This window comes from Oricola cellulosilytica, assembly GCF_019966575.1.
GTDB classification, from domain to species: Bacteria; Pseudomonadota; Alphaproteobacteria; order Rhizobiales; family Rhizobiaceae; genus Oricola; species Oricola cellulosilytica.
The window spans coordinates 423859-441199 of sequence record NZ_JAINFK010000001.1 but is presented as its reverse complement, the minus strand read 5'-3'; the positions used below and the strand labels follow the sequence as shown (position 1 = coordinate 441199).

The window sequence follows — 17341 nt, the reverse complement described above, 5'->3', positions numbered from 1 at the left end:
CCCACAGGAGACGAAAATGGCAGTCAGTGCTAACCGGCTTGAGCTTCTTCAGATCGCGGACGCGGTCGCGCGCGAGAAGCTGATCGACAAGGATATCGTCATCGGCGCGATGGCCGACGCCATCCAGAAGGCCGCGAAATCGCGCTACGGACAGGAAACCAACATCCGCGCCGACATCAACACCAAGACCGGCGAGATCAAGCTGCAGCGGCTTCTCGAAGTGTCCGAGGTTGTCGAGGATTCGGCCACCCAGATCTCGATCGAGCAGGCGCGCGACAAGAACCCCGATGCGCAGCCGGGCGATTTCATCGCCGAACAGTTGCCGCCGCTCGATTTCGGACGCATCGCGGCACAGTCGGCCAAGCAGGTCATCGTCCAGAAGGTGCGCGAGGCCGAGCGCGACAACCAGTACGACGAGTTCAAGGACAGGGTCGGCGAAATCGTCAACGGCACCGTCAAGCGCGTCGAATACGGCAACGTCATCGTCGATCTCGGCCGCGCCGAGGCGATCGTGCGCCGCGACGAGCTGATCCCGCGCGAGAACTACCGCTATGGCGACCGCATCCGCGCCTATGTCTACGACGTGCGCCGCGAACAGCGCGGCCCGCAGATTTTCCTGTCGCGCACCCACCCGCAGTTCATGGCCAAGCTGTTCCAGATGGAAGTGCCGGAGATCTACGACGGCATCATCGAGATCAAGTCGGTGGCCCGCGATCCGGGCTCGCGCGCCAAGATCGCGGTGGTCAGCCGCGATTCCTCGATCGACCCTGTCGGCGCCTGCGTCGGCATGCGCGGCAGCCGTGTCCAGGCGGTCGTCGGCGAATTACAGGGCGAGAAGATCGACATCATTCCCTGGCAACCCGATGCCGCGTCCTTCATCGTCAATGCACTGCAGCCGGCCGAAGTCGCCAAGGTCGTTCTCGACGAGGAGGCCGAACGCATCGAGGTGGTCGTGCCGGATGAGCAGTTGTCGCTCGCGATCGGCCGCCGCGGCCAGAACGTCCGCCTGGCGTCGCAGTTGACAGGCTGGGATATCGACATCCTGACTGAGGAAGAAGAATCCGCACGCCGCCAGAAAGAGTTCGTCGAGCGCTCCACCCTGTTCATGGAAGCCCTCGACGTCGACGAGATGGTCGGCCAGGTGCTTGCGTCGGAAGGCTTCACCTCGATCGAGGAAGTCGCCTATGTGGAGGCCGAGGAAGTGTCTTCGATCGAAGGTTTCGACGAGGATACGGCAGCCGAGATCCAGACCCGGGCGCGCGAGCATATCGAGCGCATCGAGGCCGAAAACGATGCCAAGCGCAAGGAACTCGGCGTGGCGGACGAACTTCGCGATCTTCCCGGCGTCACGACAGCGATGATGGTTGCTCTCGGCGAGGAGGGCATCAAGTCCATGGAAGACTTCGCCGGTTGCGCCGCGGACGATCTCGTCGGCTGGCGGGAACGCAAGGATGGCGAGACCCGGATCTATGACGGCATTCTCACGCCCTTCGACGTGAGCCGCGCCGAGGCCGAGGAAATGATCGTCGCCGCCCGCCTCGCGGTCGGCTGGATCACCGAGGAGGACCTGGCCGCCGACGATGAGACGGGCGAAGCCGAGGAAGGCGAAGCCGCCGAAGCCGCCCCGGCTTCCGAGCCCACTGTCTTTTCCGCCGACGCTTGAGTTCCGTGATGGGTGAGCGGGCAGCAGGGGCGGATGACCGGAATGTATGCAGGCAAAAAGGACGACATGAACGACCGAACCTGCATCGTGACGGGCTCCACCGGGCCGGCCGAGGACATGATACGCTTCGTTGCAGGTCCCGACGGGGCGGTCGTTCCTGACCTGAAGCGCAATCTGCCCGGCCGAGGCTGTTGGGTCACCGCCAGCCGCGCCCATGTCGATGCCGCCGCCGGCCGGAAGCTGTTTCGCCGCGGTCTGAAGCAGGAGGTCGACGTCGCGCCGGATCTTGGAGCGCTTGTCGACGAACTGCTTGCCAAGAGGGCGCTCGGACAGTTAGGTCTTGCCCGCAAGGCCGGCGCTGTGGTGACAGGCGCCGTGCAGGTCGACAAGGCCGTGCGAAGCGGCGCTGCGCTGGCGGTGCTGCGCGATCCTGCCGCCGCCCCGGACGGGGTGAGAAAAATTGACCAGGCCCGCACGTTTGTGCGTCAGATGGACGGGCCCGATATCCCCGCATTCAATTCCTTTCGCGAGGGCGAATTGGATTTGGCATTGGGTGCGGGAAATGTGATACATGCTGCCGTACTTGACGGAGGCCCCGGTAAAGCTGCATTGCGGCAGCTTGAAATGCTGGATCGGTACCGGCGGCCGGGCCCCGACATCGCAATGTCCGGCGGCGCGACGAGAAAGACCGCGAAGGGTAAGATTACGGAATGAGTGACACAACTTCTGACGACAAGAAAACCGGCGCGGACGGAAAGCGTACGCTGACGCTGAAGCGATCCGGCGGTGACAAGGGTACCGTCCGGCAGAACTTCAGCCATGGCCGGACGAAATCGGTTGTCGTCGAAACGCGCAAGCGCAAATTCACGCGTCCCGACGAAAAGCCGGCTGCCGGCGCGACGCAGAGCGCGCGTCCCAAGCCCGCAGCGCCTGCCAAGCCGGTCGAGGCCAAGACCGCGCCCGCGGCTCCTGCCGCAGCGGACGATCAGCGCGGCGGTGGCGTTGTCCTAAATCAGCTTTCCAAGAGCGAGATGGAGGCGAGGCGGCTTGCTCTCGAAGGCGCCCAGGCACGCGAGGATGAAGACCGCAAGCGCGCGGCCGAGGAAGCCAAGCGCCGCGCCGAGGAAGACGAGCGCCGGGCTCGCGAGCGCGCCGAATCCGAACGCCGCCAGCGCGAGGAAGAGGAGCGGCTTGCCGCCGAGAAGGAGGCGCGCGAGCGCGCCGAGGCCGAGGCCGCACGCCGTACGCCCGAACCCGAAGAGGATGTCGCCGCGGCCGGCCGCGGGGGCGCCAAGCGTTCGGAAGGCGGTGAGGACAGCCGCGGCGGTCCGCGCCGCGCTCCCGGCCGGGCGGACACGCCGCCACGGCCGTCGCCGCGCCGCGACGATGACCGCCGCCGTGGCAAGCTGACCCTGTCGAATGTCGGAGCCGACCGCGAAGGCCGGTCGCGTTCGCTTTCAGCGATGCGCCGCCGCCAGGAGAAGTTCAAGCGTTCGTCGGCAAGCAGCGAGCCGCGCGAGAAGATTTCGCGCGAGGTGCAGTTGCCGGAAACCATCACCATCCAGGAACTCGCCCAGCGCATGGCCGAGCGCTCAGTCGATCTGGTCAAGTACCTGATGAAGGAAGGCCAGATGATGAAGCCCGGCGATCTGATCGACGCCGACATGGCGGAACTCATCGCGCAGGAATTCGGACACACGGTCAGACGCGTGACCGAGGCGGATGTCGAGGAGGGTATCTTCGACGTCGAGGACAATCCCGAGGACATGAAGCCGCGTCCGCCGGTTGTGACCATCATGGGTCACGTCGACCACGGCAAGACGTCGCTGCTCGATGCGATCCGCAACGCGAAGGTGGTTTCCGGCGAAGCCGGCGGCATCACCCAGCATATCGGCGCCTACCAGGTCGAGAAGGATGGTCAGAAGATCACCTTCCTCGACACGCCGGGCCACGCCGCCTTCACGGCGATGCGCGCCCGCGGTGCCCAGGCGACCGATATCGCGATCCTGGTCGTTGCCGCCGATGACAGCGTCATGCCGCAGACGATCGAGTCCATCAATCACATCAAGGCGGCCGGCGTGCCGATGATCGTTGCGATCAACAAGATCGACAAGCCGGACGCGGATGCCCAGAAGGTTCGCACCGAACTTCTGCAGCACGAGGTGTTCGTCGAATCGATGGGCGGCGAGATTCAGGAGGTCGAGGTCTCTGCGCTCAAGGGCACCAATCTGGACGGGCTGCTGGAGGCCATTCTTCTGCAATCCGAACTTCTGGAGCTCAAGGCCAACCCCGACCGGACCGCCGAAGGCGTTGTCATCGAGGCGAAGCTCGATAAGGGCCGGGGTTCGGTGGCCACCGTTCTGGTGCAGGCGGGCACGCTGAAGATCGGCGACATCGTCGTTGCGGGCGACGAATGGGGCCGCGTGCGCGCGATCCTCAACGATCGCGGCGAGCAGCTTAAGGAAGCCGAGCCGTCATTGCCGGTCGAGATTCTCGGCCTCAACGGCACGCCGCAGGCGGGTGACCGCGTCGCGGTCGTCGAGGAAGAGGCGCGGGCCCGCGAGATCGCCGAGTACCGCCAGCGCGTCTCGCGCGAGAAGGCGGTTGCTCGTCAGGCCGGTTCGCGCGGCTCGCTCGAACAGATGATGGCACAGGCGCGCGACAGCGAGCTTGCCGAGTTCCCGCTGGTCATCAAGGCTGACGTGCAGGGGTCCGTCGAAGCCATCATCGGGGCGCTCGACAAGCTCGGTACCGACGAGGTGCAGGCCCGCATCGTCCACTCGGGCGCCGGCGGCATCACCGAGACCGACGTGTCGCTGGCGGAATCCACCGGCGCGGCGATCATGGCGTTCAACGTGCGCGCCAACAAGCAGGCCCGGGACCTCGCCGACCAATCCGGCGTCGAGATCCGCTACTACAACATCATCTACAACCTGCTGGACGACGTGAAGGCGGCGATGTCGGGGCTTCTTTCCCCGGAACGCCGCGAGACCTTCCTCGGCAATGCCGAGATCAAGGAGGTCTTCAACATCACCAAGGTCGGCAAGGTCGCCGGTTGTCAGGTTACCGAGGGCAAGGTCGAGCGCGGCGCCGGGGTGCGTCTCGTACGCGACAACGTCGTCATCCACGAAGGCAAGCTCAAGACGCTCAAGCGCTTCAAGGACGAGGTTTCCGAGGTTCCGGTCGGTCAGGAATGCGGCATGGCGTTCGAAAACTACGACGACATCCGTGCCGGCGACGTGATCGAGTGCTTCCGCGTCGAGGAAATCGCCCGGTCGCTGTAACCGTGTCGATTATCTACAAAAAGAAAGGCCCGGCATCGGCCGGGCCTTTTCTTTGGTCGCCTTGCGGACGGAAAAGCGCCTAGAACTTCAGGCCGGCGCGCAAGCCCGACGATTCCAGGCCGCCATTGCTGAAACACTGGTTGGCGTTCGAGAAGTGATTGGTATAGGCCTCGACCGACACACGCTCCGTGACGTCGACGCCCGCGCTGGCGCCGACATGGAACAGCGTGTTGCATCCGACGCCCCAGTGGTTCGGTGAACCGTTGGAGAGATCGGCATTATTCACCGAACCGCCGAGACTGGCCGATGTGTAGAACCGCTCGGTCCAGTGCACCTGCCAGTTGAGACCTGCGTATGCGACATTGACTGTCGTGGCGCCGTCATCGACGAAGGCGACGTCCGTGCCGATATAGGGCCGAGGCGAACCGATGAAGGAGAGAAATCCGGGCGATGGGAACAGCACTTCGCCGTTCACGACGAAACCGTTGTCCTCACGCCTCGTCAGCACGCCCCGTTTCGTAGAGCGCGCCACCGAACCTGATTTCCAGCACGTCGGCGTTCTTGCCGATCCACGGCCAGTTGGAATTTGTGTGGTCCCCTGCATGCGAACTGCCGACCGTCAGCCAGGCTAAAACCAACGCAAGTCCCGAAAGAGCTGATATTTTGCTCATTATGGAAGGTGCCCCAAATACAATGCAGATTTTGTTAGCAGAAGCTGAGCCGGATACTGTGTCCGACATGCCACACTTTTCTATTTCCGGTATTTGCCGCGTCCGCCCGGTTGGACTATGTGAGGCGGCATGAGCCACGACAAATCCATGCCCTCCCAGCGCCAGCTTCGCGTCGGCGAGCAGGTGCGCCATGCGCTGACGACTGTTCTGCAGCGCGGCGAGGTGCGCGATCCCGTCATTGAGGGCGAGGTGATTTCGGTCAACGAGGTGCGCATGTCGCCCGACCTGAAGATCGCGACCGCCTACATCACTGCCCTCGGACGTCAGGACATGGAGCCTGTGGTCAAGGCGCTGGCGGCGAACGCGAAATTCATTCGCGGCCGCGTCGGCCCGTCCCTGCGCCAGATGAAATACATGCCGCAATTCCGGTTCCGTGCCGACACCAGTTTCTACAATTTCTCGAAGATTGACGAGTTGTTGCGATCGCCCGAGGTTGCCCGCGATCTCGATCACGAGGACGGCGAAGACTGATGCCCCGGCAGCGCAGGAAGAAGGGCCGCCCGGTCTCGGGCTGGCTGGTGTTCGACAAGCCGCTCGGCATGGGCTCGACCGACGCCGTCTCTAAGATCAAGTGGCTGTTCAAGGCGGAAAAGGCCGGCCACGCCGGCACCCTCGATCCGCTGGCGTCCGGCATCCTGCCCATCGCGCTCGGCGAGGCGACCAAGACCGTGCCCTATGTCATGGATGGCGCGAAGGTCTATCGGTTCACGGTCGAATGGGGCGCCGAGACCGCCACCGACGACGCCGAAGGCGATGTCCTCAACAGGTCCGGCGAACGTCCGTCGCTTGACGCCGTGGAGGCCATTCTTCCGGATTACACGGGTACGATTCAGCAGAAACCTCCGGCCTATTCGGCGATCAAGGTCGGCGGCGAGCGCGCCTATGATCTCGCCCGCGAAGGCGCGCCGGTGGACATCCCCGCGCGCGAGGTGGAGATCGACAGCCTGTCGATCGTGTCGCATGACGAGGGCCGCACCGCCTTCGAGGTCGAATGCGGCAAGGGCACCTATGTCCGCTCGCTCGCCCGCGACATGGGGCGCCAGCTCGGCTGTTATGGCCATGTCGTCGAATTGCGCCGCACGGTGGTCGATCCGTTCGACGAGGAAGACGCGGTCACGCTCGAAGAAATCGAGAAGGCGGTGGCGGAAGCGGAGGCCGGCATTGCCGATGACGCGGAGACGGCCGAGGACGAGCGCCTCGCTGCACGCTTTGCCGCGCTCGATCCCATGCTCCTCGATACCGGCGAGGCGATGCATCACTATCCGCAGGTGGCGGTCGGCGGCGATCAGGCGCAGCGCATACGCCTCGGCAATCCGGTCATTCTGCGCGGCCGCGATGCTCCGTTGCCCGCCGACGATGCCTGTGCGTTCGAGCGCGGCAAGCTTCTGGCGATCGGCCAGATCGCCGAGGGCGAGTTCCGCCCGAGGCGCGTCTTCAAGACATAGGAGCCCAACGGCGGCAAATCCGACCCGCGACGCCGCTTGCACTGCCGCCTCAAAGCGGCGATGCATATATCCGGACGATCGCGCGGCCGGACGGCCCGCTGCAAATCGAAGGGAGTGCCGAACATGATCGAGAAGCGGGAATTCTACATCGACCGAAAATGGGTGGCCCCGGCCGCAGCCAACGACCTCGATGTCATCGATCCGGCGACGGAGGAGCCATGCGCCGTCATTTCGCTCGGCGCGAAGGCGGATGTCGACAAGGCGGTTGCGGCCGCGCGCAGGGCGTTTCCCGAATGGAGCCGCACCTCTCTCGATGTCCGTATCGCGCTCCTCGAGAAGCTGGGCGCGGTGATGGACCGGCGCATCGGCGAACTGGCCGAGGCGGTGTCGCTCGAAATGGGTGCGCCGATCGATCTTGCAATCAATGACCAGGCATCCGCCGGGCCGTGGCATCTCGGCGGATTTCTCGAAGCTGCCAGGAACTTCTCCTGGGAAGAACCCTTTGCCAAGGGCCAGACCATCGTGCGCGAGCCGATCGGGGTGTGCGGCCTTATCACGCCATGGAACTGGCCGGTCAACCAGATCGCGCTGAAGGTGTTTCCGGCGCTTCTCGCCGGCTGCACCTGTGTCCTGAAGCCCTCCGAGATCGCGCCGCTGTCGGCCATTCTCTTTGCCGAATTCGTCGATGAAGCAGGCATTCCCGCCGGCGTGTTCAATCTCGTCAACGGGGACGGGCCGGGTGTCGGCGAGGCGATGTCGCATCATCCCGACATCGACATGATGTCGTTCACCGGGTCCACACGGGCCGGCGCGCTCGTCACCAAGGGCGCCGCCGATACGGTCAAGCGGGTGACGCTGGAACTGGGCGGCAAGTCGCCCAACATCATCTTTGCCGACGCCAATCTCGAGCGTGCAATCAGCGGCGGCGTCAATCATTGCATGGAAAACACCGGCCAGTCCTGCAACGCGCCGACGCGCATGCTCGTCGAGCACAGCATCTACGAGGATGCGGTCGGCATGGCGAAGTCGGCGGCTGAAGCAGTCAAGGTGGGCAATCCGCGTGAGCATGGCGGCCACATCGGCCCGCTCGTTTCGCAGACGCAGTTCGACAAGGTGCAGGGGCTGATCGAGACCGGAATTGCCGAGGGCGCGCGGCTCGTCACCGGCGGCATAGGCCGTCCCGATGGCATGAACCGGGGTTACTATGTTCGCCCGACGGTCTTTGCCGACGTCAACAATCAGATGACCATCGCCCGCGAGGAAGTGTTTGGCCCGGTTCTGGTGATGATCCCGTTCGAGGGCGAGGACGAGGCGGTCGGGATCGCCAACGACACGCCCTATGGTCTTGCCGCCTATCTCTCCACGGGCGATGCGGAGAAGGGCCAGCGGGTGGCGCGGCGGCTTCGCGCCGGAATGGTGCGGGTCAACGGCGCGGGTTTTTCCGCCGGTCATCCCTTCGGCGGCTACAAGCAGTCCGGCAACGGGCGCGAGGGCGGCAAATGGGGCATCGAGGATTTCCTCGAAACCAAGATCATCAGCGCCCGCTGACGCCGGTCAGGCCCGCCAGCGCAGGAGCCATAGTTCCAGCGCGCCGATCAGCGCGCTGACGGTCAGTCCGAGCGCCGACAGCACCAGCACGCCGGCGATCAGCTGGTCGGTCGCAAACAGCGAGCCCGCCATCTGGATATAGGCGCCGATGCCGCGCTGCGCCGCGATCAGCTCCGCGGCGACGATCAGGATGATGGCTATGGCCGCCGTGATCCGCATGCCCGACAGGATGGCGGGAAGGGCGCCGGGGAACAGGATTTTCCGCGCGATTTCCCATCGCGAAAGGCCGAAGGATTGGCCCATCCGCACGAGGGTGCGGTCGACATTGTCGACGCCGCCATAGGTCGCGATCACCGTCGGAAAGAACGTCCCGAACAGGATCAGCCCGACCTTCGAGGCTTCGCCGATCCCGAACCAGATGATGAACAGCGGCAGCAACGCGATCTTCGGGATCGGGAAGATCGCGGCGACCAGCGGCCCGGCGCTGGCCCGCACCGGCCGGAACAGCCCGATCGCGAACCCCACCGCGATCCCTGCGATGGTGCCGAGCGACCAGCCGGTCACGAGCCGGTATAGGCTGGCCCCGAGATGCTCCCACAGCGTTCCTGAAACCCATAGGTCGCGGAACGCCTCGATCACCTCGCTCGGTGCCGGCAGCACGAGGTTGGAGATGTAGCCGTAGCGGCTGCCGAGTTCCCACACCGCCACCAGCGCGGCGAAGGTCAGCACCCCGACGGAGCGCATCGGCCTGGCCGAGAACCCGCCTCCGCGATAGGGAACGGGCCGGGTCTGCGCGTCGTCGTCAGCCATGGGTGAGTTCCTTGTCGGCGGCTTCCGCCTCCTCGCGCATCAGGCCCCACAACTCTTCCTGTATCGCCAGCAATTCGGGATCCTGATGCGTGCGCGCGCCGATCGGGGTATCGATCCCGATGATCCTGCGGATCTTGCCAGGCCGCCGCGACAGGATCGCGATCCGGTGGCCGAGACGCACCGCTTCCTGCAGATTGTGGGTGACATAGACCGCCGTGAACCGCTCGCGGCTCCACAGTTCGATCAGATCGTCCATCAGGATGTCGCGGGTCTGCGCGTCGAGCGCCGACAGCGGCTCGTCCATCAGAAAGACGGCCGGGCGCACGGCGAGCGCTCGCGCGATCGCGACCCGCTGCTTCATGCCGCCCGAGAGTTGCTTCGGCCAGGCATTGGCGAAATCGCCAAGCTTTGTGCGAGACAGGACGTCGGCGATGATTGCGGCTCGTTCGGCGCGCGAGATCGCACGGTGGCTTTCCAGCGCCAGCGAGACGTTCCCGGCGACGGACCGCCACGGCAGCAGCGCGAAGTCCTGAAAGATGAAGGTCAGCGGGTTGAGCGACCCTTCGGGTGGCGCGCCGACCTGCAGGATTTCGCCCTCGTCGGGCAGTTCCAGCCCGCCGATCATCCGCAGAAGCGTCGATTTTCCGCAGCCGGACGGGCCGACGAGGCAGAGGATCTCGCCGCTCGCGATGTCGAGCGAGATGTCGGAGAGCACCGGCAAGCCGCCATACGACTTGCCGACGCCGGAGAGTTTGAGCTGCACGGTCTGGGATCGGCGCGGCGGCTGCGCGCTACTGCGTCTCGACGAAGCTGGTGTCCACCAGCGTGTCGAGTTCGATCGCCTCGTCGACCAGCCCTTCGGACTTGAACCAGTTCAACTGGTGCTCGACCGAGGCGATGTTCAGGCGGCCATTCGGCTGCAGCCGCATGGCGCCGGCCTTGATCGGTCCGGCTGCTTTCTCGTAGGGCCGGTCCGTATAGACGTATTTGTGGATCAGCTGCGTCGTCGCCTCCTGCGCCTCCTCGCCCTCGGTCTTGTCGACCATCGTCGCGTTGAACTCGGCGATTCCCTTCGAATAGGCGGCGAGAAACCGTTCGACCAGTTCACGGTTTTCCTCGACGTTCCTGGTCGATGTGAAGATCGTCGTCACCTGATAGCCGTCGATGTAGTCGGCCACGTCGCCGATGATCTTGGCGCCTCCCGATCCGTCGAGTCCCTTGGCGATATGCGGTACGATCGACCACGCGTCGATCTGCCCGGACTTGAGCGCACCGATGATGGCGGGCACCTTCTGCAGCGCCTTCAGATCGACATCGGCGACCGAATAGCCTTCCTTTTCGGCGATCTGCGAGATCATGTAGTGGAACGAGGAACCGGTTCCGGTGATCCCGAAACTGCGGCCCTTGAGATCGGCCGGCGTGGTGACGCCGTCCTCGTAGGCGGCGTTGGAGACCAGGATCTTCTGGCCGTCGACGCCCTTCTCCTCGGTCAGCGCTCCGCCGATCACCTTGACCGCGCCCTTCTCGGCCAGGTTGATCAGCGCCCCGGAGATCGCGGTAACGCCGAAATCGATATCGCCCGAGGCGATCGCCACGGCCATCGGCCCGGCAGCCTGGAACGTGACCAGTTCGGCATCGAGATCCTGTTCCTCGAAATAGCCCTTCTCCTTGGCGATGAAGGCGGCGGAGTGCGACGTCAGGCTGAGGACGCCGATTTTCACGGCCTCTGCGGCGCTTGCCGGGACGGCGATCGCCGTCAGACTGACTGTTGCTCCGATAACGAGTGCGTGGAATGCGCGCCGTGACAGGCGGATGGCTGGTTCGGTCATGATTTCCTCCAAGGGGCGCCGGTTGAACCCCGGCGAATTTTGTGTGCCGCGAGACACTACCGAGGCACACGGGACATGCAAGCGGCCGACCGGCGGTAAATGCTCGACAAACACGAGAACTTCGCCTATATGCGCGCCAGCATTTCGAGAAATGCGAAAACCGGCCCGTGCTGGACGACATCCCGGCAAAGGGCGTCTTACCCGAACAAGATGGAGCAACCGCTCCGCATAACGAAAGGACATACGATGTCGATTACGCCTGAGCGCAAGGCTGAGCTTGTGAAGAAATATGCCGCCAAGGAAGGCGACACCGGTTCTCCGGCGGTCCAGGTGGCGATCCTGACGGAACGCATCACCAATCTGACCGAACACTTCAAGGGCCACAAGAAGGACAACCATTCCCGCCGAGGCCTCCTGAAGATGGTTTCACAGCGCCGCAGCCTGCTCGACTATCTCAAGCGCAAGGACCAGGACCGTTATCAGTCGCTGATCGCGGAACTAGGCATTCGCCGCTAATTTATGGCGAACCGGCCATGCCGGTTCGCCTTTTTGCCTTTTCCGGGGGCACGAAACCGGAGACCGGCCGGCGAGACCAGAAGGAATGTCCGCCGCCCAACCCGAGGGAGCTTCGGGGCAGGATTGCCGGCTGCTTGAGCGATGATTTCAAGCATCCGGTCGTCTTGCCCGTGGCTCGTTCAAAAACGAAGTAGGGGGCATTCGCGGCTGAGGGAATATTCCCGGAACCGTGGATGCGCTCCGCACAACAAGGACAAGACATGTTCAATCATCACAAAGTGGAAATCGAATGGGGCGGCCGTCCGCTCATACTGGAAACCGGCAAGGTTGCCCGTCAGGCGCATGGCGCCGTCATGGCGACCTACGGTGAGACCGTCGTGCTCGCCACCGTGGTTTCGGCCAAGGCTCCGAAGCCGGGCCAGGATTTCTTTCCGCTGACCGTCAACTACCAGGAAAAGACGTTTGCGGCGGGCAAGATCCCCGGGGGCTTCTTCAAGCGCGAGGGGCGTCCGTCCGAGAAGGAAACGCTGACCTCGCGCCTGATCGACCGTCCCATCCGTCCGCTCTTTCCCGACGGCTACAAGAACGACACGCAGGTCGTTCTCACCGTTCTGCAGCACGATCTGGAAAACGATCCGGACGTTCTTGCCATGGTTGGCGCATCGGCCGCGCTGACGCTTTCCGGCGTCCCCTTCATGGGGCCGATCGGCGGCGCGCGCGTCGGCTACATCAACGGTGAATACGTGCTCAACCCGCATATCGACGAGATGGCGGAGAGCGATCTCGATCTCGTCGTCGCCGGCACCAATGACGCCGTGCTGATGGTCGAGTCGGAAGCCCGCGAACTGCCCGAGGATGTCATGCTCGGCGCGGTCATGTTCGGCCATAAGGGATTCCAGCCGGTCATCAACGCGATCATCAAGCTCGCCGAAGTCGCCGCCAACGAGCCGCGCGAATTCGAGCCGGAAGATCTCTCCGCGCTCGAAGACGAGATGAGCGGCCTGGTCTCGGCCGACCTCGCCGAAGCCTACAAGATTACCGACAAGATGGACCGCTACAACGCCGTCGATGTGGTCAAGGAACGGGTCAAGGGACATTTTGCACCGGCCGAAGGCGAAGAGGCGAAGTGGACCGCCGAGCAAATCGGGTCCGTCTTCAAGTCGCTTCAGGCGAAGGTCGTCCGCGGCAACATCCTCAAGACCAAGACCCGCATCGACGGGCGCGATCTCTCGACCGTCCGCCCGATCGTCTCGGAAGTCGGCGTCCTGCCGCGCACCCACGGCTCCGCGATCTTCACCCGCGGTGAAACCCAGGCCCTCGTCGTGGCGACGCTCGGCACCGGCGAAGACGAACAGTTCGTCGACTCGCTGACCGGCACCTACAAGGAAGCCTTCATGCTGCATTACAACTTCCCGCCCTATTCGGTCGGTGAAGCTGGCCGCATGGGATCGCCGGGCCGCCGCGAGATCGGTCACGGCAAGCTGGCCTGGCGCGCCGTCCATCCGATGCTGCCGTCTGCCGAGGATTTCCCCTACACCCTGCGCGTCGTCTCCGAGATCACCGAATCCAACGGTTCGTCCTCGATGGCGACGGTCTGCGGAACCTCGCTTTCGCTGATGGACGCCGGTGTGCCGCTGAAGGCGCCGGTCGCCGGCATCGCCATGGGCCTGATCAAGGAAGGCGAGGACTTCGCCGTTCTTTCCGACATTCTCGGCGACGAGGATCACCTCGGCGACATGGACTTCAAGGTGGCCGGTTCGGCAAACGGCGTGACCTCGCTGCAGATGGACATCAAGATCCACGGCATCACCGAGGAGATCATGCAGGTCGCACTCGGGCAGGCCCGCGACGGCCGTCTCCACATTCTCGGCGAAATGTCGAAGGCCCTGTCGGAAAGCCGCGAGGAACTCGGCGAGTTCGCGCCGCGCATCGAGCAGATGAAGATCCCGGTCGACAAGATCCGCGACGTGATCGGAGCCGGCGGCAAGATCATCCGCGAGATCGTCGAGCAGACGGGTGCCAAGATCAACATCGAGGACGACGGAACGGTCAAGATTGCGTCCGCTTCCGGCAAGGAGATCGAGGCCGCCAAGCGGTGGATCCACTCCATCGTGGATGAGCCGGAAGTGGGTCACATCTACGAGGGGACGGTCGTCAAGACCGCCGACTTCGGCGCTTTCGTCAATTTCTTCGGCCCCCGCGACGGACTGGTCCACATCTCGCAGCTCGCGCAGGAGCGTGTTGGCAAGACGACCGACGTCGTCAAGGAAGGCGACAAGGTCTTCGTCAAACTGATGGGCTTTGACGAGCGCGGCAAGGTCCGCCTGTCGATGAAGGTCGTCGATCAGGAGACCGGCAAGGAAATTCCGCGCGAGGAAAAGGCCGACTGATCGGTCTGATCCCGGGAGAACTCGAGAGCGCGGGGCAAGGTGTCCCGCGCTTTTTCATTTCAAGCCGGATTTGGAAGCATGAGCTCTTCGGTCAAGACACTCTTCCTCCCGTTTGAGAGCGGTGCACGTGGGTGGCCATCGGGGACTGAGCGTGTCGCCTTCCTCAACGCGCAGCTTCCCGATGTCGCGGATGATATGCGCCGGTCCCTCGATTGCGAGCAGGGGCATAGGGCCGGTTTTCTGCATTTGCAGCGGGCCGGTTTTGCGGTGAAGCCGGAACTCCCCGACCTGGACGTCTGTGCGGGCTGCCTGGTGCTTGCCGGAAAGCATCGCGCCGAGAACCAAATGATGATCGCGCGGGCCGGCCGCATGGTCCGTCCCGGCGGTTTCGTCGCCGTCGCCGGCGACAAGAACCTCGGCATCGCTTCGCTGCGCAAATGGGCCGCAAGCCGGGTGGAAATCGCCGGCTCGCTGGCAAAGCATCACGCGACCGTCTTCTGGTTCACGGTTGGATCGGGTGCTCCATTTTCGGATATCGCTGAGGCAACGGAGACGGTCGATGACCGTTTCCAAACTGCGCCGGGCATGTTCTCGTCCGGCAAGGTCGATCCGGGCTCGGCTCTTCTCGCCTCCCACTTCGACAAGCGTATCTCGGGGCAGGTTGCCGATTTCGGCTGTGGCTGGGGCTTCCTGTCGGCGCGCCTGCTCGAAGCGGCCAAGCCGGAACGGCTGGCGCTGTACGAGGCGCATTGGCCGTCGCTTCGCGCGGCCGAACGCAATCTCGAGGCATTTTCAAGGGACGTCGCGATCGAGGCCAACTGGTTTGATCTTTCCTCCGAGCCGGTGGCGCGCCAGTTCGACTGGATCGTAATGAACCCGCCCTTCCATTCGGGCCGCGCCTCTGAACCCGACCTCGGCAAGGCATTCATCGCGGCCGCGTCGAGGGCGCTCAAGCCAAACGGCCGGCTGTTGATGGTGGCGAACCGCAAACTGCCCTACGAGCAGGCGCTGGCGCAGGGATTCCGCCGGGTCGTTCCGATTGTCGAAGCGGACGGATTCAAGGTGGTTGAGGCGGTGCGATAGTCAGGCGGCAAGTGTCTGCTGTCGTTGCAGCGCGACCGGCTTGCCGAAATAGTAACCCTGCATCAGCGTGCACCCGGCGGCATTCAGCATCACCATCTGGTTTTCGGTTTCCACGCCTTCCGCAAGCACGTCCACATCCAGCGCACGCGCCAGATTGACAATGGTGGAGACAAGTGCGCCACCGTTCTTCCGGTCCTCGATCCGGGAGACAAACGACTGATCCAGCTTCAGTTTGCTGAACGGAAGATCCGAAAGATAGTTCAGGTTCGAATAACCCGTGCCGAAATCGTCGATTGCGATCGAGCATCCCAGCGCGCGGATTTGCTCGAACTGCTCGCGGATCTTTCTTTGGTCGTGGATGAGCACATTCTCCGTGATTTCAATCTCGATCCGGGCGGGATCGACCGCCTGGGCCCGCAGGATGGCAGCAAGAGTGTCGACAAAATCGTCCTGTTCCATCTGCTTCGGGGACACGTTGACCGCGATTTTCTCGCCCGAGGTGAAATATCTTGCGTCAACGCAGGCCTGCCGAAGCACCCAGCTTCCGATCTGGTTGATGAGGCCGCACTTTTCGGCAACGGTGATGAATTCGGCCGGCGGAATGGCCCCTTTTTCGCGATGCTCCCATCGCAGGAGCGCTTCATACCCAACGGTTTCGCCGTTGGTCGTGTCCACCTGCGGCTGGTACACAAGCTCGAACTCATTCTTGCCGATCGCCTGCCCCAGCTCCGTTTCGATCCATTTGCGATAGCGGTCCGTTTCGGCCATCTCCGGGTGATAGATCGCCCAGCTCCCAAGACCGCTCGCCCTGGCGGTAGCACGCGCCAGTCTTGTCCGCTGAAGAAGCTTCTTGATCTCGGGTTCGCCGGGGTTCACTTCGGCAAGCCCCGAAACGGAGAAAATCGGAACATTTCCGCTGGTGCTGGCAATCGGCCTTGCAATCTCATCGGTAATTGCGGCCATCATCTGGGGGAGTTCGCGATTGTCGCGATTGACCCGCACTGCAAGGGTGAACTCGCTCCCGCCGATTCGTGCCACGGGGCCGAGTGTACCGACCATTCGGCGCAAGCGTTCCCCGATGGTCTGTAAAACCCTGTCCCCGAATTCTTGGCCATGCGCGTCGTTAATGTCGCGAAGGGCGTCGATTTCGACAGACACCAGCACGAGCCGATCGAATTTGCGCGGGCCGTTGCCCTCCTTAGACGAGAGTTCCGCGATGCGGCGCTCCAAACCGATTCTGGAAAGAAGGCCCGTTAGCGGGTCGGTTTCCAGAGCTTCCTCATACGCCTTGGTGGCTTCGTCCGAACCGATGAAGAAGGCGTGGGCACAGCCGGCTCCGGCCAGTGCGGCCAGACCGGCGATGATGGCGGTCGTGGCATTGACGTCCAGCACGTTCAGGGTGCCGGCCTGTGTTAGCGTCAGTGCCCAAAGACTGAGCGTCGCGGCGCCAAAACCGCTGCTGAAAATGGTGACCAGGCGAAACACCGCCGATCGGTCGGTTTTGGAACCGATAGTCATGCAAAAACCCCGTGCAGTCATCGTAGTTACCGCAAACTTCCTAAAATCCGGTTTCAGAGATTGCTCACAACGGAGTGATTGGACACATGGGCCTGATGGGTCCGATCCTTGCTCCCGGGCAAGTATTTCTGCTGGAGCAAGTATTTCTGCTGGAGAAGGTCATGGGTGCGCCGCCAGGCCGCTTTGCGGCAGCCGCCGCCATCATCTCGATGACAGCGATCGCACCGGCCGTTGCCCTCGATCCGGGCGATGCCGCGGGCAAGGTTTGCGTCGTCAACGGGAGCGGCCGGGATTTGCTTTTCGCCGCAGAGGCGGACAATGGCCGGCGCGAGGTCTGGATGCTCGCACCGGAGGGTGTCCTGTGCGTGGAGAGCGGAGCCGATGGCGGAACGATCAGCGTCTTCGAAAGCGGGGATGCAGTTGAGGGATGCTCCCGCCTCGCACGGACGGGAGAACCGGAGCGGCTGGTTTCCTATGCGTCGTTCGACAATTGCACTTGGGAAGGCGGGTGACGAAGCTGCGCC

General features: G+C 63.7%; 15 protein-coding genes and 2 pseudogenes. 11 read left to right on the top strand and 6 right to left on the bottom strand.

The genetic code is table 11. The features are described from left to right. Nucleotides 1-16: 16 nt before the first annotated feature. From nusA to infB, 4 genes and pseudogenes are all read left to right on the top strand, one after another. Nucleotides 17-1663, top strand: coding sequence for a transcription termination factor NusA (gene nusA / locus LC298_RS02045; RefSeq protein WP_131565121.1), 1647 nt, complete (start codon nucleotides 17-19; stop codon nucleotides 1661-1663). Nucleotides 1664-1705: 42 nt separating this feature from the next. Then, on the top strand, nucleotides 1706-2377 hold the full coding sequence (locus LC298_RS02040; RefSeq protein ID WP_223385497.1) for an RNA-binding protein: 672 nt from the start codon (nucleotides 1706-1708) through the stop codon (nucleotides 2375-2377). Then, nucleotides 2374-2478: pseudogene (locus LC298_RS18170) on the top strand (hypothetical protein); the annotation flags it as partial. The gene LC298_RS02040 and the pseudogene LC298_RS18170, both read left to right, overlap by 4 nt. Nucleotides 2479-2799: 321 nt before the next feature. Further along, a pseudogene (gene infB, locus LC298_RS02035) lies at nucleotides 2800-4947 on the top strand (translation initiation factor IF-2); the annotation flags it as partial. A 79-nt stretch (nucleotides 4948-5026) separates the two neighbouring features. Here infB and LC298_RS02030 read toward each other — a convergent pair. Then, nucleotides 5027-5455 carry an acyloxyacyl hydrolase gene (locus LC298_RS02030; RefSeq protein ID WP_158284672.1) on the bottom strand — a complete coding sequence of 143 codons (429 nt, stop codon included), beginning with the start codon at nucleotides 5453-5455 and terminating at the stop codon, nucleotides 5027-5029. Further along, entirely contained in the window at nucleotides 5439-5618 is a 180-nt protein-coding gene (locus LC298_RS02025; protein ID WP_158284673.1) for a hypothetical protein, read from the bottom strand. Before LC298_RS02025 ends, LC298_RS02030 begins: the two co-directional genes overlap by 17 nt. Before the next feature lie 129 nt (nucleotides 5619-5747). Between LC298_RS02025 and rbfA the strand changes: the two genes are divergently transcribed. The 3 genes from rbfA to LC298_RS02010 all read left to right on the top strand — a co-directional run bounded on the left by rbfA (nucleotide 5748) and on the right by LC298_RS02010 (nucleotide 8671). Further along, a complete protein-coding gene (gene rbfA / locus LC298_RS02020; protein ID WP_131565126.1) occupies nucleotides 5748-6149 on the top strand; it encodes a 30S ribosome-binding factor RbfA in 402 nt (133 codons plus the stop codon). Then, the gene (gene truB, locus LC298_RS02015; protein WP_131565127.1) at nucleotides 6149-7123 is read left to right on the top strand and encodes a tRNA pseudouridine(55) synthase TruB; all 975 of its coding nucleotides are present in this window, start codon (nucleotides 6149-6151) and stop codon (nucleotides 7121-7123) included. The genes rbfA and truB overlap by 1 nt, the downstream gene beginning before the upstream one ends. 123 nt (nucleotides 7124-7246) lie before the next feature. Next, the gene (locus tag LC298_RS02010; RefSeq protein ID WP_131565129.1) at nucleotides 7247-8671 is read left to right on the top strand and encodes an aldehyde dehydrogenase family protein; all 1425 of its coding nucleotides are present in this window, start codon (nucleotides 7247-7249) and stop codon (nucleotides 8669-8671) included. A gap of 6 nt (nucleotides 8672-8677) precedes the next feature. On the opposite strand, the gene LC298_RS02005 is transcribed toward LC298_RS02010, so the two are convergent. From LC298_RS02005 to LC298_RS01995, 3 genes are read right to left on the bottom strand one after another with little or no spacing between them, the layout of a single operon-like run. Beyond that, nucleotides 8678-9481, bottom strand: coding sequence for an ABC transporter permease (locus LC298_RS02005; RefSeq protein WP_131565130.1), 804 nt, complete (start codon nucleotides 9479-9481; stop codon nucleotides 8678-8680). After that, entirely contained in the window at nucleotides 9474-10244 is a 771-nt protein-coding gene (locus LC298_RS02000; RefSeq protein WP_131565132.1) for an ABC transporter ATP-binding protein, read from the bottom strand. Before LC298_RS02000 ends, LC298_RS02005 begins: the two co-directional genes overlap by 8 nt. Before the next feature lie 28 nt (nucleotides 10245-10272). Beyond that, nucleotides 10273-11310 carry an ABC transporter substrate-binding protein gene (locus LC298_RS01995; protein WP_131565134.1) on the bottom strand — a complete coding sequence of 346 codons (1038 nt, stop codon included), beginning with the start codon at nucleotides 11308-11310 and terminating at the stop codon, nucleotides 10273-10275. Nucleotides 11311-11439: 129 nt separating this feature from the next. Between LC298_RS01995 and rpsO the strand changes: the two genes are divergently transcribed. From rpsO to LC298_RS01980, 3 genes are all read left to right on the top strand, one after another. Further along, nucleotides 11440-11826, top strand: a complete 387-nt coding sequence (gene rpsO / locus LC298_RS01990) for a 30S ribosomal protein S15 (RefSeq protein WP_428977528.1) — start codon at nucleotides 11440-11442, stop codon at nucleotides 11824-11826. A gap of 260 nt (nucleotides 11827-12086) precedes the next feature. Further along, nucleotides 12087-14216, top strand: coding sequence for a polyribonucleotide nucleotidyltransferase (gene pnp, locus LC298_RS01985; RefSeq protein WP_131565138.1), 2130 nt, complete (start codon nucleotides 12087-12089; stop codon nucleotides 14214-14216). 78 nt (nucleotides 14217-14294) lie between these two features. Continuing rightward, on the top strand, nucleotides 14295-15299 hold the full coding sequence (locus LC298_RS01980; RefSeq protein ID WP_131565140.1) for a class I SAM-dependent methyltransferase: 1005 nt from the start codon (nucleotides 14295-14297) through the stop codon (nucleotides 15297-15299). On the opposite strand, the gene LC298_RS01975 is transcribed toward LC298_RS01980, so the two are convergent. Further along, nucleotides 15300-16817, bottom strand: coding sequence for a putative bifunctional diguanylate cyclase/phosphodiesterase (locus tag LC298_RS01975; RefSeq protein WP_158284674.1), 1518 nt, complete (start codon nucleotides 16815-16817; stop codon nucleotides 15300-15302). It lies immediately after the preceding gene. Nucleotides 16818-16903: 86 nt separating this feature from the next. Here LC298_RS01975 and LC298_RS01970 point away from each other — a divergent pair, with 86 nt between their 5' ends. Further along, a complete protein-coding gene (locus tag LC298_RS01970) occupies nucleotides 16904-17329 on the top strand; it encodes a hypothetical protein (RefSeq protein WP_131565145.1) in 426 nt (141 codons plus the stop codon). Nucleotides 17330-17341: the final 12 nt, after the last annotated feature.